Annotated in this window: 27 protein-coding genes; 16 read left to right on the forward strand and 11 right to left on the reverse strand. The window is 55.6% G+C overall.

Annotation, left to right across the window (positions count from 1 at the left end; genetic code table 11):
• Positions 1-3 precede the first annotated feature (3 nt).
• Both PLU01S_RS15040 and PLU01S_RS15045 read left to right on the forward strand, forming a co-directional pair.
• Positions 4-606 (forward strand): DUF4823 domain-containing protein, encoded by a 603-nt coding sequence (locus PLU01S_RS15040; RefSeq protein ID WP_074827447.1) that lies wholly within the window; start codon positions 4-6, stop codon positions 604-606.
• 9 nt (positions 607-615) lie between these two features.
• Positions 616-1,182: a DUF1285 domain-containing protein gene (locus tag PLU01S_RS15045; RefSeq protein WP_074827446.1), complete on the forward strand. Its 567-nt coding sequence runs from the start codon at positions 616-618 to the stop codon at positions 1,180-1,182.
• 33 nt (positions 1,183-1,215) lie between these two features.
• Here PLU01S_RS15045 and PLU01S_RS15050 read toward each other — a convergent pair whose 3' ends face one another.
• Complete coding sequence (locus tag PLU01S_RS15050; protein ID WP_074827445.1) at positions 1,216-2,868, reverse strand: electron transfer flavoprotein-ubiquinone oxidoreductase; 1,653 nt, start codon at positions 2,866-2,868, stop codon at positions 1,216-1,218.
• Between the two features lie 440 nt (positions 2,869-3,308).
• Between PLU01S_RS15050 and PLU01S_RS15055 the strand changes: the two genes are divergently transcribed.
• From PLU01S_RS15055 to PLU01S_RS15085, 7 genes are all read left to right on the forward strand, one after another.
• Complete coding sequence (locus PLU01S_RS15055; RefSeq protein WP_074827444.1) at positions 3,309-4,058, forward strand: electron transfer flavoprotein subunit beta/FixA family protein; 750 nt, start codon at positions 3,309-3,311, stop codon at positions 4,056-4,058.
• A complete protein-coding gene (locus PLU01S_RS15060; protein ID WP_074827443.1) occupies positions 4,058-4,993 on the forward strand; it encodes an electron transfer flavoprotein subunit alpha/FixB family protein in 936 nt (311 codons plus the stop codon). The genes PLU01S_RS15055 and PLU01S_RS15060 overlap by 1 nt, the downstream gene beginning before the upstream one ends.
• A 146-nt stretch (positions 4,994-5,139) precedes the next feature.
• Positions 5,140-5,496, forward strand: a complete 357-nt coding sequence (locus PLU01S_RS15065) for a DUF4398 domain-containing protein (protein WP_074827442.1) — start codon at positions 5,140-5,142, stop codon at positions 5,494-5,496.
• Positions 5,493-6,308, forward strand: coding sequence for an OmpA family protein (locus tag PLU01S_RS15070; RefSeq protein ID WP_074827440.1), 816 nt, complete (start codon positions 5,493-5,495; stop codon positions 6,306-6,308). The genes PLU01S_RS15065 and PLU01S_RS15070 overlap by 4 nt, the downstream gene beginning before the upstream one ends.
• Before the next feature lie 185 nt (positions 6,309-6,493).
• Positions 6,494-7,933, forward strand: a complete 1,440-nt coding sequence (locus tag PLU01S_RS15075; protein WP_010797750.1) for an aminotransferase-like domain-containing protein — start codon at positions 6,494-6,496, stop codon at positions 7,931-7,933.
• A gap of 59 nt (positions 7,934-7,992) precedes the next feature.
• Entirely contained in the window at positions 7,993-8,349 is a 357-nt protein-coding gene (locus tag PLU01S_RS15080) for a hypothetical protein (protein ID WP_139208843.1), read from the forward strand.
• A gap of 9 nt (positions 8,350-8,358) precedes the next feature.
• Entirely contained in the window at positions 8,359-8,928 is a 570-nt protein-coding gene (locus PLU01S_RS15085) for a hypothetical protein (RefSeq protein ID WP_139208841.1), read from the forward strand.
• 17 nt (positions 8,929-8,945) lie between these two features.
• Here PLU01S_RS15085 and PLU01S_RS15090 read toward each other — a convergent pair whose 3' ends face one another.
• The 4 genes from PLU01S_RS15090 to eat are packed head-to-tail and all read right to left on the reverse strand — an operon-like array spanning position 8,946 to position 12,762.
• Entirely contained in the window at positions 8,946-9,113 is a 168-nt protein-coding gene (locus tag PLU01S_RS15090; protein WP_010797753.1) for a DUF2897 family protein, read from the reverse strand.
• Positions 9,114-9,161: 48 nt separating this feature from the next.
• On the reverse strand, positions 9,162-9,938 hold the full coding sequence (gene eutC, locus PLU01S_RS15095; protein WP_074827435.1) for an ethanolamine ammonia-lyase subunit EutC: 777 nt from the start codon (positions 9,936-9,938) through the stop codon (positions 9,162-9,164).
• Positions 9,938-11,332 (reverse strand): ethanolamine ammonia-lyase subunit EutB, encoded by a 1,395-nt coding sequence (locus PLU01S_RS15100; protein WP_074827434.1) that lies wholly within the window; start codon positions 11,330-11,332, stop codon positions 9,938-9,940. Before PLU01S_RS15100 ends, eutC begins: the two co-directional genes overlap by 1 nt.
• Positions 11,333-11,391: 59 nt before the next feature.
• Entirely contained in the window at positions 11,392-12,762 is a 1,371-nt protein-coding gene (eat, locus tag PLU01S_RS15105; protein ID WP_074827432.1) for an ethanolamine permease, read from the reverse strand.
• Between the two features lie 226 nt (positions 12,763-12,988).
• Here eat and pyrF point away from each other — a divergent pair, with 226 nt between their 5' ends.
• From pyrF to PLU01S_RS15125, 4 genes are all read left to right on the forward strand, one after another.
• Positions 12,989-13,687, forward strand: a complete 699-nt coding sequence (gene pyrF, locus PLU01S_RS15110; protein ID WP_074827430.1) for an orotidine-5'-phosphate decarboxylase — start codon at positions 12,989-12,991, stop codon at positions 13,685-13,687.
• Positions 13,688-13,813: 126 nt separating this feature from the next.
• Entirely contained in the window at positions 13,814-14,731 is a 918-nt protein-coding gene (locus tag PLU01S_RS15115) for an AAA family ATPase (protein ID WP_010797758.1), read from the forward strand.
• Between the two features lie 5 nt (positions 14,732-14,736).
• Positions 14,737-15,693 (forward strand): DUF58 domain-containing protein, encoded by a 957-nt coding sequence (locus PLU01S_RS15120; protein WP_074827428.1) that lies wholly within the window; start codon positions 14,737-14,739, stop codon positions 15,691-15,693.
• A complete protein-coding gene (locus tag PLU01S_RS15125) occupies positions 15,690-17,693 on the forward strand; it encodes a transglutaminase TgpA family protein (RefSeq protein ID WP_074827425.1) in 2,004 nt (667 codons plus the stop codon). Before PLU01S_RS15120 ends, PLU01S_RS15125 begins: the two co-directional genes overlap by 4 nt.
• Before the next feature lie 13 nt (positions 17,694-17,706).
• Here PLU01S_RS15125 and PLU01S_RS15130 read toward each other — a convergent pair whose 3' ends face one another.
• The 3 genes from PLU01S_RS15130 to PLU01S_RS15140 all read right to left on the reverse strand — a co-directional run bounded on the left by PLU01S_RS15130 (position 17,707) and on the right by PLU01S_RS15140 (position 20,418).
• Positions 17,707-17,916: a hypothetical protein gene (locus tag PLU01S_RS15130; protein ID WP_074827424.1), complete on the reverse strand. Its 210-nt coding sequence runs from the start codon at positions 17,914-17,916 to the stop codon at positions 17,707-17,709.
• Between the two features lie 95 nt (positions 17,917-18,011).
• Positions 18,012-19,475 (reverse strand): methyl-accepting chemotaxis protein, encoded by a 1,464-nt coding sequence (locus PLU01S_RS15135; RefSeq protein ID WP_074827422.1) that lies wholly within the window; start codon positions 19,473-19,475, stop codon positions 18,012-18,014.
• Positions 19,476-19,593: 118 nt separating this feature from the next.
• Entirely contained in the window at positions 19,594-20,418 is an 825-nt protein-coding gene (locus PLU01S_RS15140) for a TatD family hydrolase (RefSeq protein WP_010797763.1), read from the reverse strand.
• Between the two features lie 174 nt (positions 20,419-20,592).
• Here PLU01S_RS15140 and PLU01S_RS15145 point away from each other — a divergent pair, with 174 nt between their 5' ends.
• Together PLU01S_RS15145 and PLU01S_RS15150 are read left to right on the forward strand one after the other, a co-directional pair.
• The gene (locus PLU01S_RS15145) at positions 20,593-22,014 is read left to right on the forward strand and encodes an MltF family protein (RefSeq protein ID WP_074827420.1); all 1,422 of its coding nucleotides are present in this window, start codon (positions 20,593-20,595) and stop codon (positions 22,012-22,014) included.
• 182 nt (positions 22,015-22,196) lie between these two features.
• The gene (locus PLU01S_RS15150) at positions 22,197-22,511 is read left to right on the forward strand and encodes a hypothetical protein (protein ID WP_074827561.1); all 315 of its coding nucleotides are present in this window, start codon (positions 22,197-22,199) and stop codon (positions 22,509-22,511) included.
• Here the strand turns inward: PLU01S_RS15150 and greB are convergent.
• From greB to PLU01S_RS15165, 3 genes are read right to left on the reverse strand one after another with little or no spacing between them, the layout of a single operon-like run.
• Positions 22,502-22,999 carry a transcription elongation factor GreB gene (gene greB, locus PLU01S_RS15155; RefSeq protein WP_074827418.1) on the reverse strand — a complete coding sequence of 166 codons (498 nt, stop codon included), beginning with the start codon at positions 22,997-22,999 and terminating at the stop codon, positions 22,502-22,504. The two genes, PLU01S_RS15150 and greB, sit on opposite strands and share 10 nt — an antisense overlap.
• Before the next feature lie 25 nt (positions 23,000-23,024).
• Positions 23,025-25,532 carry an ABC transporter permease gene (locus PLU01S_RS15160; RefSeq protein WP_074827416.1) on the reverse strand — a complete coding sequence of 836 codons (2,508 nt, stop codon included), beginning with the start codon at positions 25,530-25,532 and terminating at the stop codon, positions 23,025-23,027.
• Positions 25,533-26,213 carry an ABC transporter ATP-binding protein gene (locus PLU01S_RS15165; protein ID WP_010797768.1) on the reverse strand — a complete coding sequence of 227 codons (681 nt, stop codon included), beginning with the start codon at positions 26,211-26,213 and terminating at the stop codon, positions 25,533-25,535.
• 11 nt (positions 26,214-26,224) lie between these two features.
• On the opposite strand from PLU01S_RS15165, the gene PLU01S_RS15170 reads away from it, so the two are divergent.
• Complete coding sequence (locus tag PLU01S_RS15170) at positions 26,225-26,854, forward strand: arylesterase (RefSeq protein WP_010797769.1); 630 nt, start codon at positions 26,225-26,227, stop codon at positions 26,852-26,854.
• Positions 26,855-26,898: the final 44 nt, after the last annotated feature.

Here is a 26,898-nt window from a genome sequence, read left to right on the forward strand (position 1 = left end):
GAGATGCGTCGTTTCCTCGCCATTTGTGCGATTGTATTGTTGTCCGGTTGTATGAATGTCAGCGATATGGCTGCTGGTACTACTTATCACCTACGGGATGCTGGGTTTCTTGACTACAGCCATACACAGCGATTGAACAACTTCCGGTTGCAGCCGGACTCTTATATCTATATCGCACAAGGTGCGTTCGTGCCGCCAGGGCATCCATATGCCAGGCCCAATGTCGTAGCGGAACAGGCCTTCAATGGTTTCGTGGAATATTTTCCACGGGTACGTCGTGCCAAAGGGCCCATTGGATTGGACGAAGCCATACTCGAGGCACGTAACCTGGGGGCTCACTATCTGCTGTATACCCGCTTTGCAGCCGCTGATGATGCCATTGGCAACTGGCAGGAGTGGGAAGATCAGGAAGCGTTGGATCGAGTAGGTCGGGACCGCAGTGTGGTTCAGGTCATGCTGATCGAAACGGCAACTTATTATCTGGTCGATACGGCCCGTATTCGCAGCCGGGGCGGTTTCCTGACATTTTACAATGAGAAACCCGAAGACCTGCTAGCGCCTCCGCTTGCGGAGTATGCTCAGCATCTGTTGGGTTTGACGCGATAAGGAGTGTTCATGAGTGAGTCGCATAAGGTTGATGACCTGATCGCCCAGTTACCGAGCGGGGAGGGTAAGGCATTGCCGCCGGTTCATTCATGGAATCCCCCCTTTTGCGGCGATATCGACATGCGTATCGCGCGCGATGGCACTTGGTTTTACCAAGGCTCTGCTATAAATCGACCTGCCATGGTCCGGCTGTTTTCAACCATCCTGCGTAAGGATGAGCAAGGCTATGTGTTAGTGACGCCTGTTGAGAAGGTAGGTATTCAGGTTGAGGATGCTCCCTTTGTGGCCATTGATTGTGATGTACAAGGTCAAAGGCAAAATCAGGTTTTGTGCTTTACAACCCAAGTAGGCGATACGGTGGAAGCCAATGCTGATCATCCCCTGCGCGTGGTCATTGATCCTAGTACGCAAGAGCCTTCGCCATACGTGCTTGTAAGAGATCGCCTCGAAGCCTTGATTCATCGTAATGTCTTCTATCGGCTCGTCGAATGTATGTCGCTGGAACATTATGAGGGGGCGATATGGCAGGGCCTATGGAGTGGCGGGGCGTTTTTCCCGGTGGCTCGGCAGGACTGAAATAAGAAAGGGCTCCCTGGGGAGCCCTTTTTGTTACATGTTAGGGTAGTTGGGGCCGCCAGTGCCTTCTGGCGGTACCCAGGTGATGTTTTGGGAAGGATCCTTGATATCACATGTCTTACAATGCACACAGTTTTGGGCATTGATCTGGAAGCGTTTCTCGCCGTCTTCCTGCGTCACAACTTCGTATACACCAGCTGGGCAATAACGCTGCGCAGGCTCGTCGTAGAGCGGAAGATTGCGGTCGATCGGAATGGAAGGGTCCTTGAGCTTCAGGTGAACAGGTTGGTCCTCTTCATGGTTGGTATTGGAGAGAAACACCGAAGACAGTTTGTCGAAGCTGATTTTGCCATCAGGCTTGGGATAATCGATCCGTTTGGATTCAGACGCCTTTTTCAGGCAGGCATAATCAGGCGTTGTGTCATGCAGCGTAACGGGTAACTTGCCGCCAAACAGGTTCTGCTCGATAAAATTAAAGGCGTTGCCCTTTATTGCTCCATATTTATGGATGGCAGCGCCGAAGTTGCGGCTCTTGTAGAGCTCCTCGTACACCCAACTGTTCTTAAACGTATCCAGATAACGGGTCAGCTCATCGGCTTCACGCCCGGCTACCAGGGCTTCGGCAATGGCTTCAGCGGCCAGCATACCGGTTTTCATCGCCGTGTGGCTGCCCTTGATCTTCGAGAAGTTGAGCGTACCGCCGTCACAACCGATCAATGCACCGCCTGGGATCGTCAGTTTGGGAAGTGAGTTCAGGCCGCCCTTAGTGATGGCGCGAGCGCCATAAGATACACGCTTGCCGCCCTCCAAATATTGCTTGATTACCGGGTGATGCTTGTAGCGCTGAAATTCATCAAAGGGCGAGAGGTAAGGGTTGCTGTAGGACAGATCCACGATCAGGCCCACTACGACCTGGTTGTTTTCCAGGTGATAGAGGAATGAGCCACCCGGGTTATCATCGTCTAGCGGCCAGCCTGCTGTATGCACAACAAGGCCCTGCTCATGCTTGGCAGGGTCGACATCCCAGATTTCCTTGATGCCTATCGCGTAGTGCTGCACATCGGCATGGGCGCCCAGGTTGAAACGCTGACTTAATTGCTTGCCAATATGCCCACGGCTACCTTCGGCGAATAGGGTGTATTTGGCACGTAGTTCCATGCCGGGCGTATAGTAGCCTTCCTTGGGGTTTCCTTCGCGGTCTACGCCCAGGTCGCCGGTTACGATACCTCGCACGATGCCGTTCTCATCAATCAGGGCTTCCTGTGCAGCGAAGCCTGGATAGATTTCTACACCCAGTCCTTCAGCCTGCTGGGCTAGCCAGCGGCACAGGTTCCCAAGGGAAATGATGTAGTTGCCTTGATTGTGCATGGTCTTGGGGACAAGAAAGTCGGGCAGCTTTCTGGCACGTTCGGCGTCCTTGAGCAGGTAGATATCGTCGCGCTTGACTGGCGTATTCAGCGGGGCACCCAGTTCCCTCCAGTTGGGGAACAGTTCATCGAGTGCGCGCGGCTCGAACACGGCGCCAGAGAGAATATGAGCACCGACCTCGGAGCCTTTCTCTACAACGCAGACGCTGATTTCCTGACCGGTCTCAGCCGCCTTTTGCTTCAATCGGCAGGCAGCGGAAAGGCCTGCCGGGCCGGCGCCGACAATAACAACGTCGAACTCCATAAATTCGCGTTCCACGGACAGTCTCCTCAAGGCATTGATGCTAGTTATATTTTGGCGGCTGTAATAAAGAAAAACATTATATAGGGGTCTTTCCAGAGGTCCAATACAAACGTTTGTTTGAATTTTCTCTCGGACTGGTACATTCTGCTTGTGCTGCCTCCAGAAGCGGCTAGGGTTATGTCGGGTAACTGCCTGTTTGCATTATGGCTTGGTTAAAAAAGCGTTCGGACGGCCTTTGCTAAAGGCAAGTACCCTTTAACTGTGATGCCTTTAGCCTATCGCATTTCCTTCTGGCAGCACGCCGACTTGCCTTGGAGCGTTGACCCTCTCGACTGATGCAGTCAACATACGGCGGTTAATGGTTATTTGTAAGCCGAGAGCCGTTATTTGGTCGATTCGATCGGCTAGGCCTGCCTGGCTACCGTATTTATTCACTACAGAATAATGAGGAACTCATGAAGGTTCTTGTAGCTGTAAAAAGAGTGGTGGACTACAACGTCAAGGTCCGCGTCAAACCCGATAACTCCGGTGTTGACCTGGCCAACGTCAAGATGTCCATGAACCCCTTCTGTGAGATCGCCGTTGAAGAAGCGGTGCGCCTGAAGGAAAAAGGTATCGCTACCGAAATCGTGGCCGTGTCTGTAGGTCCGACTGCTGCACAGGAGCAATTGCGTACTGCGTTGGCTCTGGGAGCGGACCGTGCTGTTCTGGTCGAGAACAATGAAGAGTTGAGCTCGCTGGCGATTGCGAAGCTGCTCAAGGCGGTTGTCGACAAAGAACAACCCCAGCTGGTTATCATGGGCAAGCAGGCTATTGACAGTGATAACAACCAGACGGGTCAGATGCTGGGTGCACTCACCGGCTTTGCCCAGGGAACCTTCGCTTCCAAGGTCGAGCGTGACGGTGACGTATTGAACGTGACCCGCGAAATCGATGGAGGGCTGCAGACCGTTGCTCTGAACCTGCCTGCTATCGTGACCACTGACCTGCGCTTGAACGAGCCGCGTTATGCCTCGCTGCCAAACATCATGAAGGCCAAGAAAAAGCCGCTGGATGTTTTAACGCCGGACGCTCTGGGTGTTAGCACGGCTTCGACTGTCAAGACGCTGAAGGTGGAAGCACCGGCTGGCCGTCAGGCAGGTATCAAGGTGAAGTCGGTTGCTGAACTGGTCGAAAAACTCAAGAACGAAGCGAAGGTGATCTGATGGCTATTCTGGTCATTGCCGAACACAGTAATGCTGCGCTCAATGGCGCAACGCTCAATACCGTGGCTGCAGCCAAAGCCATCGGTGGTGATATTCATGTTCTGATCGCCGGTCAGAGCTGCGGTGGTGCGGCTGAAGCTGCTGCCAAAGCCGAGGGCGTTTCCAAGGTGCTGGTTGCCGATAATGCTACTTACGCCTACCAGTTGCCAGAAAACGTGGCGCCGTTGGTTGTTGAGCTGGTTAAAGGCAATGGGTACACCCACGTACTATCGCCAGCCGGTTCGAACGGCAAGAATTTCATGCCACGTATTGCTGCGCTACTAGACGTGGATCAGATTTCCGAGATCATTTCGGTAGAAAGTCCGGATACCTTCAAGCGGCCCATCTATGCCGGTAATGCGATCGCAACCGTGCAGTCATCCGCTCCGGTAAAAGTTATTACTGTGCGCGCTACTGGTTTTGATCCGGTTGCTGCCGAAGGTAGTTCTGCCGCTATCGAAGCGGTTTCTTCCGTACAGGATGCAGGTATTTCCCGCTTCGTGAACGAAGAATTGGCCACGACAGGTCGCCCGGACTTGGGCGCTGCGAAAGTAGTGGTATCGGGCGGTCGTGGTTTGCAGAACGGTGATAATTTCAAGATTCTGTACTCCCTGGCAGACAAGCTGGGTGCTGCCGTAGGCGCTTCTCGCGCAGCGGTGGACGCAGGCTTCGTACCCAACGACATGCAGGTTGGTCAAACAGGCAAGATCGTTGCGCCGCAGTTGTACATTGCGGTAGGCATCTCCGGTGCGATTCAGCACCTGGCCGGTATGAAAGACTCGAAAGTCATTGTGGCCATCAACAAGGATGAAGAGGCGCCAATCTTCCAGGTGGCTGATTATGGATTGGTAGGTGACCTGTTCGAGTTAATCCCTGAGCTTGAAAAGTCGATATAAGCAATAACCTCCTAAAAACCCGCTCGATCGAGCGGGTTTTTTATTGGGTAGATTTTTGTTGACGGACAAATGCCTTTCAACATGACAAAATTCTGGTTTTAGGCAGCGTCATAGAGCTGTCGCCTGACTCTGCAGGAAACCAGATAGTGAAAAAATCTTATTGTTGGGCAGCTTCTGTTTTGGCCCTTTTGCTTGCCGGGTGCGCCAACGATCCCGCACCATCCGAGCAAATGAAACTAACCACTCAGGCATTCGACCAAGCCCATGACATTGGGGCGGATGACTCCATTCCTGAATACAGCCTCGCCAACGACAAGCTTGAACGGGCCCGAAAAGCCATGCGGGTTGAAGATTACAAAAAAGCCCGTGTACTGGCGGAACAGGCTGAACTCGACGCTCGCCTGGCCGAGGCCAAGGTACTCAATAGCAAGAGCCAGACACATGTGGATGAACTCAACAAGCAGATCGCCCGATTACAAAAGCGTTTGGAGAGTACGCCATGATGCGTTCGGTACTGTCGGTGGCTGGACTTGCGCTGGCTTTTTCAATGATCACAGGGTGTGCGAGCAGCAGCACCACTACTCGGCAGGCGTTACAGGACGCCAAATCCAGGTATGCCACGGTCAAGACTGATTCCGACGTGCTGCGTAGCGCACCCAAGGATGTAAAAAGAGCCGAGGAAACCCTGGACAAGGCGGAGCAGCTAGCTGGCTATTGGGGAAGCAGCAAAGATGTACGCCACTTTGCCTACCTGAGCCAACGCTACAGCGATATCGCCCGAGAGCATGCAAACCTTCGCTTGAGCCAGGACAAGGCGACGCAATTACAACTGCAGATCGAACGCCTGCAATTGCAGTTGCGGGAAAAAGAACTCCGTTCTGCACGAGAGCGTAACGTATGGCTTACCGATCAGCTGTTTAACCTGGGTACGACTCAGACAGAGCGCGGTCTCGTCATGACGCTGGGCGATGTGTTGTTTGCTCCGTGGCGATCACAACTCAATCCAACGGCTAATGAAACGGTTCTCAAGCTTGCCCAGTTTCTTCAAATCAACCCCAAGCGGGAGATCCGAATCGAAGGCTATACGGATAACTCCGGTGATGAGGATCGCAATCTTTCCCTTTCCAAACAGCGTGCCCATGCCGTCGCCAAGGCCTTGAGTGCATTAGGTGTAGAGGCAGGCCGCCTTCAGGTCATTGGATATGGCGAGGATTATCCGGTGACGTCCAACGGGACGGCCGAAGGCCGCGCCAAGAATCGCCGGGTCGAAGTAGTATTTTCTGACGAAAACGGTAATTTCATACCGGCACGTTGAGCGTAAACGGCAGGTTTGAACGGCCTGCCTATCGCGTTCATGCTTAAAAGCGGCATCCCTTGTTTCATTGTCGACTGACTGTCCGTTCGCACTGGCTGTATTGTCCTAAATTTACCAAGCTGTACCGGTGCAATCTGGTAAGACGATGCTACTGTTTCGGTTCAGTGACCAAGGGAATGCGTGCCATGACGAATCTGTTGCTCTATCAACGTATCGCTCATCAGTTGGCTGAAGATATTCGCCGGGGTGTCTATCAGCCGGGCGAACGCGTTCCCTCTGTTCGCAAGATGAGTCAGCAGTTGGGCGTCAGTCATGCAAGTGTTTTGCAAGCTTATGCCACACTGGAAGACCAAGGGCTTATTCGGGCTCGTCCCCAGTCAGGGTTTTACGTACACCAGACGCCTGCCTTGACAGCGCCTACACCTGAAATCGGCAGGGTAGAGCGACCAACCCTGGTCACTCGCGGTGACATTATCAATCAAGTGCTTCTGGAGTCCCGACGAGATGACGTGGTTCCTTTCGGGGCTGCCATTCCTAATGTGGATTTTCTACCTATCCGGGCCCTGCATCAGCAGATCAGCAAGGTGACGCGCTTTCACAGTCAGCGTGCGTTCAGCTATATGTACAGCCCGGGTTACGAGCCCTTGCGCCGCCAGGTTGCGATCCGTATGCGGGATGCCGGGGTCTCGGTAGCGCCTTCTGAGGTTGTTATTACCCATGGCTGTGTGGACGCCTTGCAGATGTCCCTGCGTGTGCTGACCAAACCGGGTGATTTGATCGCTACCGAATCGCCTACCTATTACGGCTTGCTGCAATTGGCTGATGTGCTAGGTCTCAAGGTGGTCGAGATTCCCTGTGACCCACAGACCGGCCTAAGCGTAGAGGCATTGCAGCTGGCCGCGCGGCAGTGGCCTGTAAAGGCGCTGGTCATGACCTCCCGGCTGAGCAATCCCCTGGGCAGTACAATGCCTGAGGCGCGTCAAAAGCAGCTGCTAAGGCTTGCCAATGAGCGAGACTTCATGATCATTGAGGACGATATCTACGGTGAGTTGTTCTATGAGGTCGGTGCGACGAAGGCGTTGAAAGCCCATGATCGGAACGGCAGGGTTGTCTATTGTTCAAGTTTTTCCAAGACGATCTCACCTGGTGTGCGTATCGGTTGGGTCATTGCCAATCAATACCAGTCGGACATTCAGCGCTTACAGACCTTTACCACCCACTCTGCCTGTAGTCTGACGCAAATGGGTGTAGCGGCTTATCTTGAAAATGGCGGGTATGACCGTCATCTACGCTCCATCAGGCAGGAGTACCGCAAGAATATGACGGCTTGGCAGCTGGCCGTTCAACAGTACTTCCCAGAGGGAACCCAAATGAGCCGACCTATCGGCGGCTTCATTCTCTGGGTGAGCCTTCCAGCCAGGGTCAATACGAAGGATCTCCACCTCCGGGCGTTGCAGGAGGGCATCAGCATTGCGCCAGGCATCATTTTCAGCAATACGGATCAATTCAATAATTGTATTCGGCTCAATTGCGGGATGGCGTGGAATCGACAAACCGAGCGCGCTTTGATGACGATCGGAATACTGGCCAATCAGCTCTGCCAAGAGGCTCAGGTAGCTGCTTAACGGTGTGAACTCGCTCGCCCTTTAGTGAGTCTGTTTACATTAGGTGTGAAGAGGTAAAGGTGTCGATGGGCTCGACCGAGGCCGCAAGCTGGCTGCCGATGATTGGAGTGCTAGGCAATGTACCGCTGGTGCTTGTTTGGCTGACAGGGCTGCTGGTGGCTTGCCTGAAATGGCGAACGCACCGCAAGGCGAGCCTGTTATGCCTGTTGAGTATGGTCATCCTGCTTGTCTGGCTTGCAACCTATAGCGTGCTTACGCTGGCATTGCCGGTTTTACTGCCGCTCTGGCAGATCCCGCTGGCGCCAGGGTGGGCGTATGCGCTACTCAACGCCGTTGGCAACCTGGTAACCGCAGTGTGCTATGCGCTATTGCTGTGGGCCATCTTCACAGGAAGGAGTTCACGACGCTCTGCCTGAGGCTTTCTTATGAGGACTCTACGTTGGATGGTGAGTGGTCATAAGCCGTGCTGGCTGGCGCTGGTATTGATACTCAGTGGGTGTGATAAGCCGGAAAAGGAACCGCCCAAAAAACCAGCCGAACCGCAGGCGGCCTCTGTAGAGCAGACCGCGCCAAAACCAGTATCGCCAGCAGCCTCCCATGCCAAGCCAGTACCGGACACTTCGGCCCGGCATGAACCCATCCTAACCTCCCGTGTCCCTGAAAGCTTTGATGAGGAGCCTGTGCCGGCTCCTCAGCCGGACAAAAAGCCTGAGCTGGTTATTGAAAAACCAAAGCCCAAACCGGTGCCCAAGACTGTAAAACAGAAGCTTCCCGAACCGGAGGAGCCACTCAAGGTTGACCTGAGTATTCCCAAAGAACTTATCGAGAGCGCAGTGCCTGTTACAGCAGAGCAAAAGGAGCCGACGGGCATGCTTCCTCCGCTGTTCGACAAGCATGAAGAGAATGATCGATTCAACCTGAGCGGTCGAATACTAAATCGCGAACGCTCAGATGATTTCGAAGGTGCTGAGTTGCAGTTTGAGTTCAGGCGCTAAGTCACAACTTAGGATATCTAGCGATTCCGGGCATCCTTTGCGTCCATCTCCGCATTTCGCTGACGGATCCGCTGACGCTGCTCATCGGTGAGCTCTACCTTGTTGGCCGAGCTGCGAAGCATCAACAGGCTACCTACAATCGAGCCCACCGCAATAATCAAGAAAAGCCAGGCATACCAGGGCATGGTGCAGTCCTCCGTGCAAATGACACAGTCTATGCTGCTTAGACCCGCCTAGGCAGTAGGAGTGCTTTTAAGCAAGGGTAAAACACTATCGTCTTTCAAGTTGACCCCGGTCAGTTTTAGCTTTAGGGCCTGCTTGATCAGATAGTCGAGTTTATGAACCGCCAAGCGGTACGGGAGCCCCTCGGGCCGTACATTGGAAATACAGTTACGCTCGCTATCCATACGTCCGCGGCGGGGCTGGTAGGTAACGTATAATCCGAGGCTGTCAGGTGATGTAAGACCAGGTCGCTCTCCGATCATCACGATTACCAGCTGGGCATTGAGCCGCTCTCCAATCTCGTCACCCAAGGCCACGCGGGCTTGCTCGGCAATGACCACGGGTATTTGGGACCAGTCGGTATCGAAACGCTCCTTTAGTAGCTCAAGTATGGGAACTGCATGGCTACCGGCCGCAAAGGACGACAGCCCGTCGGCAATGACGATAGTGATTTCTGGGGCAGGCGCTTCAGCCATTAACTGCTCACGGCTGGCGATATCCAGCATTCGTCCATGATCCGGGCGTAATAGATACTGCTGCCGATCCGCAGCCTGGCTGTGTACATGAATCGTGCGAAAACCTTTTGACTGGAGTTGCTCGCTCAGCATGTGGACATCCAGCGGATGGTGTACGGCATCTCTTGCCTGCGCATGAGCCAGGCCGAATCGAAGTACTTCCGCCGTGGGGAGGCTTGAGCCAACACGGCCCAATGCTATACGTGCCGACGTATGGGTGCGCAGTTCGTCCCAGGGGTTTGTCTGGACCAGCGTAGGTTTGGCGGTTGTCATCATGCGACTCCCGGCAGGTGGGGCAGGGCACGTAGCAGCTGGTGCTCGCGGTTGATGTCTCGTAGCTGTCCGGAGGACTCTGTAATGAACATGCGGGTCAGCCAGGCTTCAAATTCGGGGGCACGCCTTAAATCCAGTACGCTGCGCAGATAAAGTCCGTCATGAAAGGAGGTGCTCTGGTAGTTGAGCATAATGTCGTCAGCGCCTGGAATGCCCATGATGTAGGTCAACCCGGCGACGCCCAAAAGCGTCATGAGTGTGTCCATGTCATCCTGATCCGCTTCGGCATGGTTGGTGTAGCACACGTCGCAGCCCATCGGGACGCCCAGCAGCTTGGCGCAGAAATGGTCTTCAAGGCCGGCCCGTATGATCTGCTTTCCATCGTAGAGGTACTCGGGACCGATAAAGCCAACCACCGTATTGGTCAGCAGCGGTTTGAACGTCCGCGCGACCGCGTAAGCACGTGCTTCGCAGGTCTGCTGGTCAACACCATGGTGTGCGCTGGCAGAGAGGGCACTGCCTTGACCTGTCTCGAAATACATGACGTTATCGCCCAGCGTGCCCCGCTTGAGTGAACGGGCTGCATCATGGGCTTCCTGTAACATGCTCAGCGTTACACCAAAGCTATCGTTGGTCTTTTGTGTGCCGGCAATGGATTGAAAGACCAGGTCAACCGGGGCGCCTTTTTCGATCGCCTTGATTTGGGTGGTGACGTGGGTCAGTACACACGTCTGCATGGGAATATCAAAGTGCTGACGCAGCTCATCCATCATCTCCCACAGCGGTGTCAACGTTGAAAGCGAGTCACTGGCCGGATTGATACCGACAACGGCATCGCCTGCACCGTAGAGCAAGCCATCCAGCATGCTGGCCGCAATGCCTTGCAAATCGTCAGTAGGGTGATTGGGCTGCAGGCGCACCGAAAGATGGCCAGGTAAGCCTATCGTATTGCGGAAGCGGGTTATGACCTGGCATTTTTTGGCTACCAGGATCAGATCCTGATTGCGCATCAGTTTGCTGACAGCGGCGGCCATTTCAGGCGTGATGCCTGGCGAGACCGCTGTCAGGGTTTTGCTGTCCGTACTGTCGAGCAGGAGCCAGTCACGGAAATCGCCTACGGTGAGATGACTGATAGGGGCAAATGCAAACGCGTCGTGACTGTCGATGATCAGGCGTGTTACGTCGTCCTGCTCGTAGGGAATCAAGGCCTCCTCAAGAAAGCGTTTGAGCGGGACATCCGCCAACGCGATCTTTGCAGCCATACGCTCCTCTGCCGAGCCGGCCGCAAGCCCGGCCAGTTCGTCACCCGAGCGCGCCGGACTGGCCTTGGCCAGAAGTGTCTTGAGGTCTTCGAAGCGATAGGCCTGATGGCCGATGATGGTCTGGTAGATCATACACACTCCGGTTCTGTGACTGTCTCAGAGGGCCATCCCGAGGACACGTGCTATCAGGCTCATATGGCGTTGACCTTCAGCAGGCTATCCGTGGGCGCCTGGGCACGCTGGCGTGCGGTAAAAAGAAAGTAGACGAAGCCGACGCCCATGAAGGTTAGAAAGACGAGGCCTATGACTGGGTTGAACCATGCCATGGCGACCAGGCAGACCAGTGCAATTGCCAATGCCAACGCGGGTACGAAAGGGTAGCCAGGCGCACGGTAACTGCGCGGCAGGTTAGGTTCGGTGCGGCGCAGCCTGAACAGGCTCAGCATACTCATGATGTACATGACGATGGCACCAAATACCGACATGGTAATCATGGCGGCAGTTAACGACATGCCTTGGAGATTGATGAGCCCGTCGCTGTAGATAGCCGCAACGCCCACGACCCCACCTGCAATGATGGCGCGATGGGGCGTCTGGAAGCGTGACAGTTTGGCGAGCCCGACGGGCAGGTAGCCTGCTCGCGCCAAGGCAAAGAACTGGCGGGAGTATCCCAGAATGATTCCGTGGAAGCTGGCTACCAGACCAAACAGGCCGATCCATACGAGCATGTGTAGCCAACCGGAATTTTCGCCTACCACCATCTTCATGGCCTGCGGTAAGGGATCATTGATGTCGGAAAGCGTACGCCAGTCTCCAACGCCACCTGCGAAAAGCATGACGCCAATGGCCAGTACCAGCAGTGTCAGAATGCCCGTCGTGTAGGCTTTGGGAATGGTGCGCTTGGGATCCTTGGCTTCTTCGGCCGCCATTGCAGCGCCTTCGATGGCAAGAAAGAACCAGATTGCGAAAGGGATGGCAGCAAAAATGCCAGTAATGGCGGGCATACCGAAGGTATCCGAGCCTGCCCAGCCATTAAGAGCAAAATTGCTGAAGCTGAAACCGGGTGCTACTACGCCCATGAAGACCAGCAGCTCCAGAACGGCCAGTACGGTCACGACCAGCTCAAAGGTGGCTGCCAGCTTTACGCCCAGAATATTGAGTGTCATGAACGTGATGTAGGCGCCTACGGCTGCAAGTTTGGGATTAAGCGCAGGGTACTGAACATTCAGGTAGGCACCGATGGCCATGGCGATGGCAGGCGGTGCAAAGACAAATTCGATTAGCGTGGCAAGGCCGGCAATCAGACCGCCTTTCTCGCCAAAGGCACGGCTGCTGTACGCAAAAGGGCCTCCTGCATGGGGAATGGCTGTGGTGAGTTCGGTAAAGCTGAAAATAAATGCGGTATACATGGCGGCGATAATAAGCGCCGTTACCAGAAAGCCGAGCGTTCCGGCTACGCCCCAGCCGTAACTCCAGCCGAAATACTCCCCCGAAATGACCAGGCCTACAGCGATACCCCAGAGATGCAAGGTGCCCAAGGCGGGTTTTAATTGTGTAGTCATTTTATCTTCTCACCGAGTGGGTTCACGGGTAACCATTGCAGCGAGCATGCCAGCCTGTTATTGGCTTTTTGGCGGCTTTCTAACACCATAGCTGCCCAAACGTAGGGCGCCAGCCAAAAAGTGACTCTTTGTTTTGGTGCATGGGTGTAGCAGACAAGCAATCCTTTTGCCGGGAAATGGCTTTCTGCGACAATAGGGCTTCCCTGGATTCATATGTGAGAGTGCCATGCCTGCTTGCCAGACACCGATTATTGTCGCCCTGGATTTTCCTACTGCCGAGGGTGCCCTGGCGTTGGCGGATCAGCTCGATCCGGCGCAGTGCCGCGTCAAAGTGGGCAAAGAGCTGTTTACTTCCCACGGCAGACCTGTCATCGAAGCGCTGCATGCCAAGGGCTTCGAGGTCTTTCTGGATCTCAAATTTCATGACATTCCCAATACCACAGCCATGGCCGTCAAGGCTGCTGCCGAGCAGGGCGTCTGGATGGTGAACGTCCATTGCTCGGGCGGTTTGCGTATGATGACAGCCTGCCGGGAGACGCTCGACACCCTTTCCGGTCCCAAGCCACTGCTTATTGGCGTGACGGTGCTGACCAGCATGGAGCGCGAAGACCTGGCAGGTATCGGTCTGGACATCGACCCCAAGGAGCAGGTCCTGCGTCTGGCCGGATTGGCTGAGCGCGCTGGCATGGACGGGCTGGTATGTTCGGCTCAGGAAGCCTCTTCGCTCAAGGCTGCTCACCCCAGCCTGCAGCTGGTCACTCCGGGTATTCGCCCGGCAGGCAGTGCGTTGGATGATCAGCGTCGTATTCTTACGCCTCGTGAGGCGCTGGACGCCGGATCCGATTATCTGGTGATCGGCCGCCCCATCAGCCGCGCCAGTGAACCCGCGGCGGCATTGACGGCTATCCTGGCTGATCTACGCTGAAATCAGGAGATGCTCGCATGGCTCGCTCTAGCATGAGCGTTGCCTGCGAGCGTCACAAAAGATTTCAAGCCCTGTTCTTCGCTTGTACGGTTCAAGTAGCATCGGGCTGTTCAAAAGGAGAACGTAATGCACGCGCAACTGGAAACCTGTCTCCAAGCAGTCGACAGGGTCCTGCTCGGCAAGGACAAGCAAGTCCGCCTGGCCATGACCTGCCTGCTCGCCAAAGGTCACTTACTGATTGAAGACTTGCCCGGTATGGGCAAGACCACGCTGAGCCATGCCCTGGCCAAGGTGCTTGGCCTTTCGTTTCAACGTATTCAGTTCACCTCCGATCTGTTGCCTGGCGACATTCTGGGTACCTCTGTCTTTGACAAGGACACTGGGCAGTTCGTCTTTCACCAGGGCCCGGTTTTTACCGAATTGTTGTTGGCCGACGAAATCAACCGGGCAACGCCAAAAAGCCAGAGTGCGCTACTGGAGGCAATGGAGGAGGGGCAGGTCACTATTGAGGGTGCGACTCGTCCGCTACCGGAGCCGTTCTTTGTCATCGCGACCCAGAACCCTGTTTCCCAGGGGGGAACGTTTGCACTGCCCGAGTCCCAGCTGGATCGCTTTTTGATGCGGCTTTCGCTGGGCTATCCAGGCCGCGCAGCCGAGCGAGCATTGCTGTTGGGTGGGTCGGGTAGAGATCAGCTTCCCAGACTGGAACCCCTGCTGGATCATCGGCAGCTGGCCGCTATCCAGAACGAAGTGCCCAATATCCATGCCAGCGATGCGGTGGTGGACTATGTGCTGCGTCTGGTCGAAGCAACCCGTACGCAACCTAACTTTGCCCTTGGTCTCTCACCAAGAGGCAGTCTGGCGCTACTGGGTGCCGCCCGCGCCTGGGCGCTGTTGGACGGTCGTGACTATGTGATCCCTGAAGATGTTCAGGTTGTACTGCCTGCCGTAGCCGGGCATCGTCTGCGGGATCAGGCTGATCCTGCCGGTCATGGGGGAGGGGCGCTGGTCCAGTGGCTACTCCGTGAAGTCCCGGCACTCTGACGCTTATGAAGGCAGGTTCTTTCCGTCGTCAGTGGGGCGCCTGGCTCGATCGACGCATACCCGCTGCGCCATCCATGGTATTGCACCAGAAGCGCATTTTTATCCTTCCCACCCGCCAGGGCACAGCGTTTGGCGTTGCGTTGATTTTGATGCTGCTTGCAGCCATCAACTACCAGAACAGCTTGGCGTACGGCCTGACGTTTCTGCTGTTTTCGGTTGGGATCGTCACCATCCTGCATACCTATCGAAATCTGGCGGGGCTGCGGTTGACGGCAGCTGGGTCAGCGCCGGCGTTCGTCGACGAGCCCGTGCGGTTTCGGGTGCGTCTGGACGATGAAGGGCGCGCTCATCAGGCCATTGCAATCGGGTGGGGTAAGGACACGCTTCAATACACCGATGTCGAAGCAGGTAGCGCCAGTGAGTTGGACCTCTTCCTGACACCCGTGAGGCGGGGATGGTTGAGGCCCGGCAGGCTGCGGGTAGAAAGCCGATTTCCGCTGGGGCTGATGGTGGCATGGAGCTGGCTTGATCTGGAGCAGAAAGCCTTGATCTACCCAAAACCGATACCGGGTGATTTGCTGTTGCCGGCGGGTCTTGACGCAGACGCTGACGAAGGTGCCCGCACTCAAGGGCAGGGTGCTGATGATTTTCTGGGACTCAGACCTTACCAACCAGGGGACTCACGTCGCCGGCTGGACTGGAAAGCGTACTCGCGTGGACAGGGCCTATTGGTCCGGGATTTCGCCATGCTGACAGGCAGTGATTTATGGCTCGACTTTTCTGTATTGGACGGAGATGTCGAAGCACGACTATCCCAACTGTGCCACTGGGTTCTGGTTTGCTCCACCAAGCAGCAACGGTTTGGGCTGCGCTTACCAGGAACCGTGCTGGGTCCTGATACCGGTGAGGCACATCAGTCGGCATCGCTCAAGGCACTGGCTCTGTTCGGGCAGCCCTCATGACAGCCGCTCAACCTATCCCCCGTATCGCACTGACTTGGTTGCTGGTTGCCCAAGCATTAGTCATTGCGCCCCACTTGTTCCATCTGCCGTTCTGGATCGTCGGGCTGTGGCTGGGGTGCGCGTTCTGGCGTGTTCAGCAGTTTAGGATGAGGGCTCGGGCGCCTACCCGGATTGAAAAGGCCGGCTTGCTGATTGTAGCTGCCGCTAGTGTCTGGTTCGCCCAAGGTACGGTGATCGGGCTGGACGGCGGAACCGCGCTGCTCATCTCAATGTTTGTGCTCAAGCTGGTCGAAATGAACACAAGGCGGGATGCCTTGGTAGTGATCTTTCTGGGCTTTTTTGCGGTTGTCATTGCTTACCTGTTTGACGACAGCTTTCTTGCCGCCTTGTATAGCCTGTTGCCCATCTCTACGCTGCTAGCGGCGCTCATTGGCCTCCAACAGAGCGGCATGGCGCATCGGCCATGGCCTACCTACAGGCTGGCCGGAAGTCTGGTGCTTCAGGCACTGCCACTCATGCTCGTGTTGTTTCTCTTCTTTCCACGCGTGGGACCGTTGTGGTCAATGCCACAATCGGGTGACAAGGCCGTAACGGGGCTTTCGGACAATATCGCTCCCGGCGAGATTGCCGAACTTTCCCAATCTGCCGAGCGGGCATTTCGAGTCAGCTTCGAAGGGACGCCTCCGCTACGCAATACGCTTTACTGGAGAGCAGTAACTTTCGAGCGCTTCGATGGCCAGCGCTGGTCGGTCAGCCAGGAAACTGCCTACAGCACCGTCCCACAATGGCAACCGGCTGGCGTTGCTATTCACTACACGGTGGTTATGGAGCCGAGCCAGAAGCCTTGGCTGTTTGCGCTAGACGTGCCGCAAACCAATCAGAGTGACGTCAGGCTGGTCGGAGATTTCCACCTGCAACGCCGAAGACCCGTTGATACACCTTTGATGTACGAAGCGACATCATGGCCGCAAGTGATACGCGAGGAAGCTATAAATCCGGCCAACTCACGGCGCGCACTGCAACTACCTACCAACAACGACCTGCAAGCGCGTGCCTGGATTAAAGATCTGCAGCAGCGCTATCCCGAGCCTCAGGCATTGGCAGAGGCGATACTGCGCTATTTTCGTGAGGAGCCTTTTATTTACACCCTCAAACCGCCAGTCGGGGGGACGAATGCTATCGATGCCTTTCTCTTTGAGCATCGTCGTGGCTTTTGCGCCCATTATGCTGGTGCGATGACATTTCTCCTGCGTGTCGCCGGTATCCCTGCACGTATGGTGGCGGGTTATCAGGGAGGAGAGTACAACCAGGCAGGCAATTACTTGACGGTCCATCAATTTGATGCACACGCCTGGGTAGAGTACTGGGTTTCCGGAAAAGGCTGGGTAAGCGCCGACCCTACGGCCCAAGTCGCGCCCGAGCGGGTAGAGCGTGGCCTTGAGGATGCGTTGTCAAGTGCACGAGGTGAAGGTGCTTTTCTAGAGTCGTCACCCTTCTCACCGATGCGCTATCGACAACTCGCCTGGCTTAACGAAGCCCGGATGGCATGGGACAGGCTCAACTATGGCTGGCAACGCTGGGTTCTAAATTATCAGGCTGAGACGCAAGGCGACCTGCTGCGGAATTGGTTTGGCAAGGTCGATAGTGCCACGTTTGTTGCGACGCTTGTTGGCGGTGGGGGATTGTTGATGGGGCTATTGGCGGTATGGCTGCTCAAACCCTGGAAACAGGAAACTGACCCACAAACACGGCTATTCAATCAGTTCGAGCGAGTGGTAAGGCGCTACGGATTGACTCGTGAGAAAGCTGAAACCGTCCGTCATTTCATGCAGCGTACTATTCAACGACTCCCTCACCAGCAAGACGAAATTGAAGCGTTCTGCCTGACCTTCGAACGCCAGCGCTACAGCCGCGAAACTGTGGATGAACATCTTCTTAAAGCGCAGCTAAAGGCTTTGAAAAACGCTCTAAGAACATCAAAAAGCACTGATCAGGCCTAGAGAGAGCGCTCGATCAGCTGACGAAAAGCGAGTGGGACTTCTTGCTCGGCTCGTGAAACTGGATCGCCATTGCCGCTACGATACCTACGACGCCCACTGCAACACTCGTAAGACTATGGCACAGCAGGCCGCTGGTAACAGTCAGCGCAGACAGACTGACAAGCGGGACCGACAACATCAGTGTCGTATCGCGTGAGGAGGCCCGATTCATCATATGGCGCATGATTGCACTCCTGTTAATTGATACACTTACTGTAAGGGCTTTGATAATGTGGTCGCGAATCGTTCCTCACTATCAAAGCCATAGATTGCTTGTGCTTAAAGCTTGAGCTGTTGGATGGCCCTGTTCAGGTCGCCCGCCAATGCGGCCAGCTCCTGACTGGTTGCCGATGCATCGGATGTCTGCCGTACAGTATGCTCGGTAACGTCTCGTATACCGACCACTGAGCGGCTCATTTCCTCTGCTACGTGAGACTGCTGCTCGGCGGCAACCGCAATCTGCGTGTTGCTGTCGCGCATCTGCGCCACGGCTCCAGCAATCGCCGCCAAGGCCTGTCCGGCTTCGGCAGCTTCTTCAACACATCCATCTGCTTTGATCGAACTTTCATTCATGAATTCAACCGCATCGCGCGTTCCTGCCTGAAGCGTTGCAATCATCTGAGTGATTTCGTTGGTTGAATCCTGTACACGCTGTGCCAGATTACGGACCTCGTCAGCCACGACGGCAAACCCGCGGCCCATTTCGCCCGCGCGAGCTGCTTCAATGGCGGCATTGAGTGCCAGCAGGTTGGTCTGTTCGGCAATACCATGAATGACACTGACGACGCTGCTGATTTTCTGGCTGTTGTCAGCCAGATGCTGGATCATTTCAGCCGTCTGCTGAACGCCCTGGGAAAGTCCGGAGATCGACTGGCTGACGCGCTCGACTACGGCCTGTCCGGCACCGGCTAAACGATCGGCTTCCTTGGATTGATCCCGAGTGTCGGCGGTGTGCTGGGCGATGTGATGGACCGTTGCAGACATCTCATTGATGGCTGTTGCCGTCTGGTCCGTTTCGCTCTGCTGATTCAACATGCCGCGCTGTACTTCCCGCATCGTGCTGGCCAGACGTGCTGCGCCCTCATCCAGTCGAGTGGCAGTCTCGGTCACCGTCATGACAATACGTTGATAGCCCCCCTGCATTGCATTGAACGCGTTGGCCATCTGGCCGACTTCGTCACGGCTGTTGAGCGGTACTCGTGCCGACAGGTCACCGCTGCGCTCTACGTGCAACATGACATCCTTGAGTGTATGCAGGTTGGTCAGAATGAAACGGATCAGAAGCTGAGAGGCGCACAGTAGTGCCAGCATCAGCACGAAAACGGCCACACCGTATTCGAAAGCGCGATGCATGAAGACCTCGCCAAAGCTCACCCGCTCTACGGTTATGGCAAACGGCTGACCATCGGAGGTCTGGGCAACCCAGGCTCCTGCCAGCGCTTCGCTGCGCTCCAGTTCCACCCAGTCCCGCTTTCCACTCAGCGAGACTGCATCGACTCCAAGACGCGCTAGCGCAGCGGTATCGTTGAGTTTCACCGCTGTGTCTGTAACCGGGAATTGAGCAGCCGCTAACGTCGATAGATGGCTGGCTTCCAGTCTGGCAGCGTTCTGGCCGGCATCAAGGCGGGCATTCTGCTCAAGATGCATGGCAAACAAGACCAGTAACAACGTCGTAAAGAAAGCAACGGCGTTGACGGCCCAGAATTTGTACTTCAGGGAAATGTCTCGAATCCAACCACTCATGGAATGTTGTGTCCGTAACGGGAGTTTTTCCAGCATAGAGCCGGAACAAAATGTCGAAGCGGTCTACAGAGGCGACCGCTTCTTTCCACTCAGGTTAACGGCACAATAAAGAGCAGCTTTAGGTCGGATCTTCAAAACTCGCTTCAATCACCGGCAGGTTGAAAAACTGCCGGGCTGTGACTGTGGTATGTGCGGCGAGGGCCTGAGGCGACTCGTGACGATGGCGAGCCACTTCATGCAGTACTTCAGTCAGGAATGCTGGTTCGTTATGCCCACTCTTGGGTTTGGGGCGTAGCGTGCGCGGTAGCAGATAAGGCGCGTCGCTTTCCAGCATCAGGCGGCCCATGGGAATGTCATTCATCAGCGGATGAAGGTGTGTACCGCGACGCTCGTCACAAATCCAGCCGGTAATACCGATGTGCAGGTCCAGATCCAAGTATTGATAGAGGGCCTGTTTTTCGCCGGTAAAGCAGTGCACGACAGCCGCGGGAAGCTTGTCGCGAAAATCGCGTATAATGGCCAGCAGACGTTCGCTGGCGTCTCGTTCATGCAGGAAGACCGGAAGTTGTAGTTCAACGGCTATGGCCAGTTGTTCTTCAAGCGCTTTCTCTTGCACGGAGCGGGGAGCAATGTCGCGGTTGAAGTCCAGCCCGCATTCTCCAAGAGCACGTACTTTCTGCTCTTTTGCCAGCGCCTTGAGGCTGTTACCTGTCGTGGCGGTCCAGCTTGCTGCTTCGTGTGGATGAATGCCGGCTGTTGTAAACAGCGTGTTCGAGTCATCCAGCGTGCGGCAAAGTTCTAGCGCAGCCTCGCTTTCAGCAAGGCTTGTGCCGGTCAGTACCATTTGAACGACACCCGCTGTACGCGCTCGCTCAATAACGGCTTCGGCTTCTCGCGCCAGGCTGGGATGAGTCAGATTGACGCCGATGTCGATCAGTTGCATGAGAAATACCTAATAAACGGTGGCCAGCTGAGTATCAGTCTGTCCATTTAATAAAAAAGTCGATCATGAACAGGATTATGTCGGTGTTCATGGGTAGTTCGGCTTCCATTGCCTCCTGGAAAGGGAGGGCGTCGTTGCGCCTTGTCTTGCGCTTGGCCAACCATGGAGAACCGGATGGCGCGTCATCTTATTGTTGTGTGTTGTCTGCTGTTGTTGTCACCTTTTCCTGCCCAGGCACGGGTCGGAAGTACAGAGCACTGGAAGCAGGAGAAGACCGTACGTGACCTGTCTGCGATTCGAACGGCAGGCGTGCTGCGTGTCCTGGTCAATCAGAACCGTAACAGCTCCGGCGAACTGGACGGCAAGCCCATCGGCATAGAGTACCGTCGTCTTGATGCCTTCGAGCAGTATCTCAACGCCAAGGGCAAAAAGGCTCAGCCGCTCAAGGTTGTTTTCATCCCAAAGCCTAAAGAGGAATTACTGGCTGCGCTAGAGCGGGGTGAGGGTGATATTGCTGCTCCGGGTGAGCTATTTTCGGGGCCTATCGGGACCAAGATCATACGCAGCCATCCACTGATGACCAATACGCCACTTGTAGTCGTCAGCCGATCAGGACAGCGTCGCTATACTCGTCTGGATCAGCTGTCTGGTCGCCAGCTCACTCTGCCAGCCGGTAGCGCAGCCGAGCCCGCGTTGCGCGAGCTGAATGCGCAACTGGCTAAGCGTAAGCTCAAGCCCATCGAGCTTGAGCGGGTTGACTCCAGCCTGGGTGTTGAGGATGTGCTGGAAATGGTTTCCGCTGGAATCTTCTCCCTTACGGTCGTTGAACAGCCCATTGCAGACCGCTGGGCCAAGGTCTTGCCCAAGCTTCATGTAGAGCGGCGGCTAGTAGTGGCCAAGCAGCAGGACATGACTTGGTTTGTCCGGCGCGATACCCCTGAACTGCGTAAAGCGGTGAATGGCTTTCTGGCTGAACATCGTATGCCGACCGGCAGCGATGTGGCGTTTCAAAAGGCCTACAAAGGCAGTTCCAAGGTCCGGAATCCGTTAGGTGCAGACGATCACCAACGGCTTACCGAAGTTCGTCCGGTCCTGAAGCGATACGCGAACACTTACAATCTAGATTGGCTAACCCTGGCGGCTATGGCTTACAAGGAATCAGGTCTGGATGGCGCTGCCAAGGGTAGCGGTGGCGCAACAGGGCTGATGCAGATCACACCATCGGCGGCCCGAAGCGTTGGGGTCAAGAATATTCGCACGGTTGACGGCAATGTGCAGGCTGCTGCTCGCTACATGGCAAAGCTGCGCCGCCAATTCTTTTCAAGCCGCACGCTGGATGAGCGTGAGCGTCGGGCTTTTGTTCTCGCAGCTTACAACCTGGGACCAGAGCGGGTTCAGCGGCTGCGGACCGAAGCGAAGCGACAGGGGCTTAACCCTAACAAGTGGTTCTTTCAGGTCGAGCGAATTGCCTCTGAAAAATATGGGATGGGCGTCGTCAATTACGTCAGCAGCGTCAATAAATACTATCTGGCGTATGCCCGCGAGCGTGACCGGCTGGAAGAGGGCAAGCGCAGCATCCGTATTACCAGTCGTTAATCCGGTTGGCAAACCGCCGTGCTTGACAGCATGAGTACCGCTTGCCTAGGATTCGAATGCGCCGATTTAAACAGCAACTTGCGGGGCGCGAGTCTATCAAGACTCAAAAAATACCGCTAAAGCGCTGGCCGGTGATTGCCTCACCGCTGACCAGCGGGACTTATGAGGCGGATACCATCACCATGACCATTTCCCACTGCCAATTGCGCCTGACCTCCATTACTCACGGATCGCTCAGCTCGCATCCTTCCATTTTGCTTGGCGGACTGCATCAGCCCACACTGCTCCGGTATCTGGAAGGCTGGCCAAGGCGTTGGCCTGCTTCTCGCTCCTTCCAGATTCGCTTTGCCCAGCAACCCCAGGAGTTGAGCCAATTTGCCAAGGACATGTTTGACTTCGCCGTCATCGAAGCGCCTTCCAGGGAGCAGGTGGCTGCGGTCGTGCATGAATTGACACGGATCGCCCGGCAAGGCGTGATTACCCGGCGTCAGGGGTAATCAATTTCTACGATGTACCAGCGCTTCTCGCCGGTTGGTGTCTGCACGGTAATTTCCGCATCCAGCGGTTTACCGACCATGGCACGAGCCAGCGGGGCGTCGATGCTGATCTGGTTGAGTTTTATGTCGAACTCATCCGGTCCTACGATTCGATAGCGAGCCTGCTCACCCTCGTCATCTTCCAGGGTTACCCAGGCGCCAAAATACACCTTGTAGGGATCTGCCGGCCGCTCGCTGATAACCTTGAGATTCTCCAATCGCTTACGCAAAAAACGTACACGGCTATCGATTTCACGCAGCATTTTCTTGCCATAGGTGTACTCGGCATTCTCTGAACGATCACCCTGGGCCGCCGCTTCGCTCACGGACTGCGTAACTTGTGGACGACGGACATTCCAGAGCTCATGCAGCTCGGCGCGCAGGCGCGCTTCGCCTTCGGGCGTAATCAAAGGGGTGCCTGCACTACGAGGCGGTCGGTATCGACTCATACATCCATTCCATATAAAAACCTGATTAACCTTCCCGCAGAATGCGTAGCGGACTGACCGTCAATGCCCGTCTCGTTCCCAAAAGACCGGCTGCAGCAATCATTGCTGCGCCTATCAGGGGAAGCAGCAAAAGCCATGGGTGCGGTTGCCATGGCATATCGAACACAAGGCGATACAGCAAAGCTGTAATGATCTCACACCCTAATGCTGCCAAAAGTCCACTGGTTGCGCCAAGCAAGGCAAATTCAACCCGGCGGGTGCGTATCAGGAGTCGTCGCTCTGATCCCAGTGCCCGCAAAAGTGCACCCTGGCGTATGCGCTCATCCAGTGTGGATTGAAGACCGGCAAACAAGACCGTCATTCCAGCGGCCAATACAAAGAGCAAGACGAATTCTACCGCAATGGTTACTTGGCCCAGGATGCTGCGTAGTTGCGCAAGGATCGCATCGATAGGCAATAACGTTGCGGCTGGAAACTGACGTGCCAACTCAACCATGGCCCGGTCATGGCCAGGCGGAATGTAAAAGCTGGTGAGATAGGTGACGGGAACATTGGTAAACGTTCCCGTCTGAAAGATCATGAAGAAATTGGGCTGAAAGTTATTCCAGTCCACGGTTCGCAGACTACTCACCTGCGCCTCTATGATCTTGCCGGCAATATTGAAGCTGAGATGATCGCCTATCCCTACTTTGAGGCTCTTGGCCAGTTCTGCCTCTACGGATACGCCCGGCAGATCACGTGTTGGTGGTGTAACGTCCCACCACCGTCCGGCAGTGATGACATTGCCTGAGGGCAGCGTGTCAGCCCAGGTAAGACTAAGGTCGCGACGCGTGGCGCGGTCTCCGCGTGACTCACTTTCTACGACCTCGCTGGCAGGCTCGCCATTGATCAACACCAAACGACCCTGCACGATGGGATATAACGGTTTCGGATTGGGCGACAGCTGGCTGATCTGTGCCGCAAAGGCGTCCTTCTCGGCAGGCAGGATATTGAGTGCAAAATAATTGGGGGAGTCCGCTGGCAGCTGGTCCTGCCAGCGGTCCAGTATTTCTCCGCGCAACAAGGCGATAAGCGCCATCGCCAACAAAATCAGCCCAAATGCCAGGGCCTGTCCGGCAGCAGCGACTGGATGACGAAGCAATTGGCCCAGCCCCAAACGCCAGGCAAGCGGTGCCGAGGCTAGCATGCGGCGTAATCCTTTCAAGCCCAGCAGCATTAGTCCGCCAAGCACTACTGTGGCAGCCAGTCCGCCACCTAGCAGTGCCAGGGTTAGCCTAAGGTCCAGCGATAACCGCCACATGATCAGCCCTAAGGCCAGCAGGGCAGTACCATAGACGATCCAGCTTCTAGGAGGAACAGGAAGAAGGTCGCTGCGCAGAACGCGTAGGGGCGGGACTCGGCCAAGTGCAGCCAGGGGCGGCAACGCGAAACCAGCAAGCGCGATCAGGCCCGTCCCCATACCCGCAAGTGCTGGAAATAGTCCTGCACTGGGGATTGTTGCGGGCAGCAACCCTGCCATCAGGTGGAAGAGCAGAAATTGGGCAAGCCAGCCCAGTACAGCACCCAGTACGCTGGCCGCCAGTCCGAGCATGGCCAGTTGCACGCTATACAGAATCAAGGCTTCCCGGCGCGAAAGCCCAAGGCAGCGGAGCAGAGCGCTTGCGTCGAAGCGCCTGACTGCGAAGCGATTGGCCGACATGGCCACGGCCACGCCAGCCAACAACACGGCGGCGAGGCTCGCTAATCCCAGGTAGCGTTGCGCTCGGTCCAGGGCGCTGCCGAGCTGACGATTACCGTCGCGTGGGTCCTCGATTCGCTGATTGACATCGAGACTACGTTCGAGCGTTGCCCGGTAACGCTCCAGCTGATCGGTCGCTCCACTCCAGAGGTCTCGGTAGCGAACCCGGCTGCCCGGCTGGATGACTTCAGTGGCCGGCAGGTCTGCACTGTTCATCAGGACACGTGGCGTCAAACTGTAAAAGTCCCCAGCGCGATCGGGTTCGTAGGTCAGGATGCGAGAGATACGTAGTGTTTTACGACCAACATCGATCGTGTCACCTATCTTCAGTTCAAGTGCCGGTAACAGACGAGCCTCGACCCAGGCCTCCCCAGGATCTGGAAGGCCTCCAACTGTTTCCTGACCTTGTGGAGTGAGCGTGCTCTTGAGCTGTCCCCTGAGCGGATAGGAGCCGCTGACGGCTTTGACGCTGGACAGTTGAATGGCCTGTTCACCGGCAATGACGCTGGAAAACTCTATGGTTTGAGCATGTTTCAGCCCTTGGGCAAGGCCGGCATCGATCTGCTCCTGACGAGCTGCCGAGGTACCTCGCAGTGCTAGGTCACCGCCTAGAAACTCCGTGGCCCTCAACACCATGGCTTCGTTCAGGCGAGCCGTGAAATAACCGATCGCACAGCTTGAGGCAACCGCAATCACCAGTGCAAAGAAGAGCACTCGCAGCTCTCCGGCTCGAACTTCTCGCATAAGCTGCCGGCTGGCTTGACGCAATAATCGGAAGAAGGGGAGGCGAGTCATTCAGGCCTCCAATGTGACTAGGCGGCCGCTTTCCAGACGTATCAGACGATTGCATCGCTGCGCGAGTCGCTCATCATGGGTCACCAGCACCAGGGTGGTTCCAAGCTCTGTGTTCAGTTCGAATAACAGGTCGCTGATACGGGCGCCAGTAGTGGTATCCAGGTTCCCGGTAGGCTCGTCGGCAAACAACACCTTGGGGTTAGCAGCGAACGCCCGTGCGATGGCGACTCGTTGCTGCTCGCCTCCAGAAAGCTGGCGCGGATAATGACTCAGGCGATGCCCCAGATTGACTCGTTCCAGAAGAGACTCGGCGCGATCACGCGCATTTTTGTAACCTTCAAGCTCCATGGGGAGCATGACATTTTCTAAAGCGGTCAGGCTGTCGAGCAGTTGAAACGACTGAAAAACGAATCCGACATGCTCGGCACGTATTCGCGCACGCTCATCCTCTGACAATGCGGCCAGAGCATGTCCCGCCAGAACAACATCCCCCTCACTCGGCTGATCTAACCCGGCCAACAGGCCTAGCAGAGTGGATTTGCCGGAGCCTGAGCTGCCTACGATGGCTAGGCTGTCGCCCTTTGCCAATTCAAGGTCGAGGCCATGAAGGATGGTGAGTTCACCTTCCGCGCTGGGTACAACCTTGCTAAGGTTCTGGGCAACTAGAATGCTGGCGCTCATGAGGATTCCGCATGCGTAAATGGTTATCGGGCGGCTGTCTCGCGCTGTTTCTAATTGCGCAACACGCCGCAGCACAGACGCTTTTGATCGTTGGAGATAGTATCAGTGCCGGTTTGGGGATAGAAACGGGCCAAGGATGGGCTTCGCTGCTTGAAAAACGGCTGGACGAACAGAAGGGCAGCTACAAAGTCATCAATGCCTCGATCAGCGGTGACACCAGTGCCGGCGGGCTTTCCCGGCTATCGCCGTTACTTAATGAGCACAAGCCTGATGTTGTGCTGATTGAGCTGGGCGGCAATGATGGTTTGCGAGGCCAGCCCCCTGCGCAATTGCAACAAAATCTTGCATCAATGATTGACCAGTCCAAGCAGGCAGGTGCCAAGGTACTGCTTCTAGGAATGCGGTTGCCGCCCAACTATGGCATTCAGTATACCGAGCGTTTCGCTGCGGTTTATTCCAGTCTGGCTGAAGAAAAAAAGGTCGCACTGGTGCCCTTCTTTCTGGAGGGGGTTGGAGGAATAGAGCAGTACATGCAGCCAGACGGAATTCATCCCAATGCAGCCGGACAGCCAAGACTACTGGAAAATGCCTGGCAAGCCTTACAGCCCTTGCTTGAACGGACGCAGAATGCAAAGCACTGACATTTTGTAAGATTTTACAGTTTGGGGCGGTTAAATCCGGTTCA

The organism is Pseudomonas luteola NBRC 103146 (assembly GCF_002091675.1).
Classification (GTDB): Bacteria; Pseudomonadota; Gammaproteobacteria; order Pseudomonadales; family Pseudomonadaceae; genus Chryseomonas; species Chryseomonas luteola.

What these genes read in the sequence shown, in the direction of transcription:
- PLU01S_RS15040 (WP_074827447.1), top strand. Translation starts at nt 4, where the DNA reads ATGCGTCGTTTCCTCGCCATTTGTGCGATTGTATTGTTGTCCGGTTGT.
- PLU01S_RS15045 (WP_074827446.1), top strand. Translation starts at nt 616, where the DNA reads ATGAGTGAGTCGCATAAGGTTGATGACCTGATCGCCCAGTTACCGAGC.
- PLU01S_RS15055 (WP_074827444.1), top strand. Translation starts at nt 3,309, where the DNA reads ATGAAGGTTCTTGTAGCTGTAAAAAGAGTGGTGGACTACAACGTCAAG.
- PLU01S_RS15060 (WP_074827443.1), top strand. Translation starts at nt 4,058, where the DNA reads ATGGCTATTCTGGTCATTGCCGAACACAGTAATGCTGCGCTCAATGGC.
- PLU01S_RS15070 (WP_074827440.1), top strand. Translation starts at nt 5,493, where the DNA reads ATGATGCGTTCGGTACTGTCGGTGGCTGGACTTGCGCTGGCTTTTTCA.
- PLU01S_RS15075 (WP_010797750.1), top strand. Translation starts at nt 6,494, where the DNA reads ATGACGAATCTGTTGCTCTATCAACGTATCGCTCATCAGTTGGCTGAA.
- PLU01S_RS15085 (WP_139208841.1), top strand. Translation starts at nt 8,359, where the DNA reads ATGAGGACTCTACGTTGGATGGTGAGTGGTCATAAGCCGTGCTGGCTG.
- PLU01S_RS15090 (WP_010797753.1), bottom strand. Translation starts at nt 9,113, where the DNA reads ATGCCCTGGTATGCCTGGCTTTTCTTGATTATTGCGGTGGGCTCGATT.
- eutC (WP_074827435.1), bottom strand. Translation starts at nt 9,938, where the DNA reads ATGACAACCGCCAAACCTACGCTGGTCCAGACAAACCCCTGGGACGAA.
- PLU01S_RS15100 (WP_074827434.1), bottom strand. Translation starts at nt 11,332, where the DNA reads ATGATCTACCAGACCATCATCGGCCATCAGGCCTATCGCTTCGAAGAC.
- eat (WP_074827432.1), bottom strand. Translation starts at nt 12,762, where the DNA reads ATGACTACACAATTAAAACCCGCCTTGGGCACCTTGCATCTCTGGGGT.
- pyrF (WP_074827430.1), top strand. Translation starts at nt 12,989, where the DNA reads ATGCCTGCTTGCCAGACACCGATTATTGTCGCCCTGGATTTTCCTACT.
- PLU01S_RS15115 (WP_010797758.1), top strand. Translation starts at nt 13,814, where the DNA reads ATGCACGCGCAACTGGAAACCTGTCTCCAAGCAGTCGACAGGGTCCTG.
- PLU01S_RS15120 (WP_074827428.1), top strand. Translation starts at nt 14,737, where the DNA reads ATGAAGGCAGGTTCTTTCCGTCGTCAGTGGGGCGCCTGGCTCGATCGA.
- PLU01S_RS15125 (WP_074827425.1), top strand. Translation starts at nt 15,690, where the DNA reads ATGACAGCCGCTCAACCTATCCCCCGTATCGCACTGACTTGGTTGCTG.
- PLU01S_RS15130 (WP_074827424.1), bottom strand. Translation starts at nt 17,916, where the DNA reads ATGCGCCATATGATGAATCGGGCCTCCTCACGCGATACGACACTGATG.
- PLU01S_RS15135 (WP_074827422.1), bottom strand. Translation starts at nt 19,475, where the DNA reads ATGAGTGGTTGGATTCGAGACATTTCCCTGAAGTACAAATTCTGGGCC.
- PLU01S_RS15140 (WP_010797763.1), bottom strand. Translation starts at nt 20,418, where the DNA reads ATGCAACTGATCGACATCGGCGTCAATCTGACTCATCCCAGCCTGGCG.
- PLU01S_RS15145 (WP_074827420.1), top strand. Translation starts at nt 20,593, where the DNA reads ATGGCGCGTCATCTTATTGTTGTGTGTTGTCTGCTGTTGTTGTCACCT.
- PLU01S_RS15150 (WP_074827561.1), top strand. Translation starts at nt 22,197, where the DNA reads ATGACCATTTCCCACTGCCAATTGCGCCTGACCTCCATTACTCACGGA.
- greB (WP_074827418.1), bottom strand. Translation starts at nt 22,999, where the DNA reads ATGAGTCGATACCGACCGCCTCGTAGTGCAGGCACCCCTTTGATTACG.
- PLU01S_RS15160 (WP_074827416.1), bottom strand. Translation starts at nt 25,532, where the DNA reads ATGACTCGCCTCCCCTTCTTCCGATTATTGCGTCAAGCCAGCCGGCAG.
- PLU01S_RS15165 (WP_010797768.1), bottom strand. Translation starts at nt 26,213, where the DNA reads ATGAGCGCCAGCATTCTAGTTGCCCAGAACCTTAGCAAGGTTGTACCC.
- PLU01S_RS15170 (WP_010797769.1), top strand. Translation starts at nt 26,225, where the DNA reads ATGCGTAAATGGTTATCGGGCGGCTGTCTCGCGCTGTTTCTAATTGCG.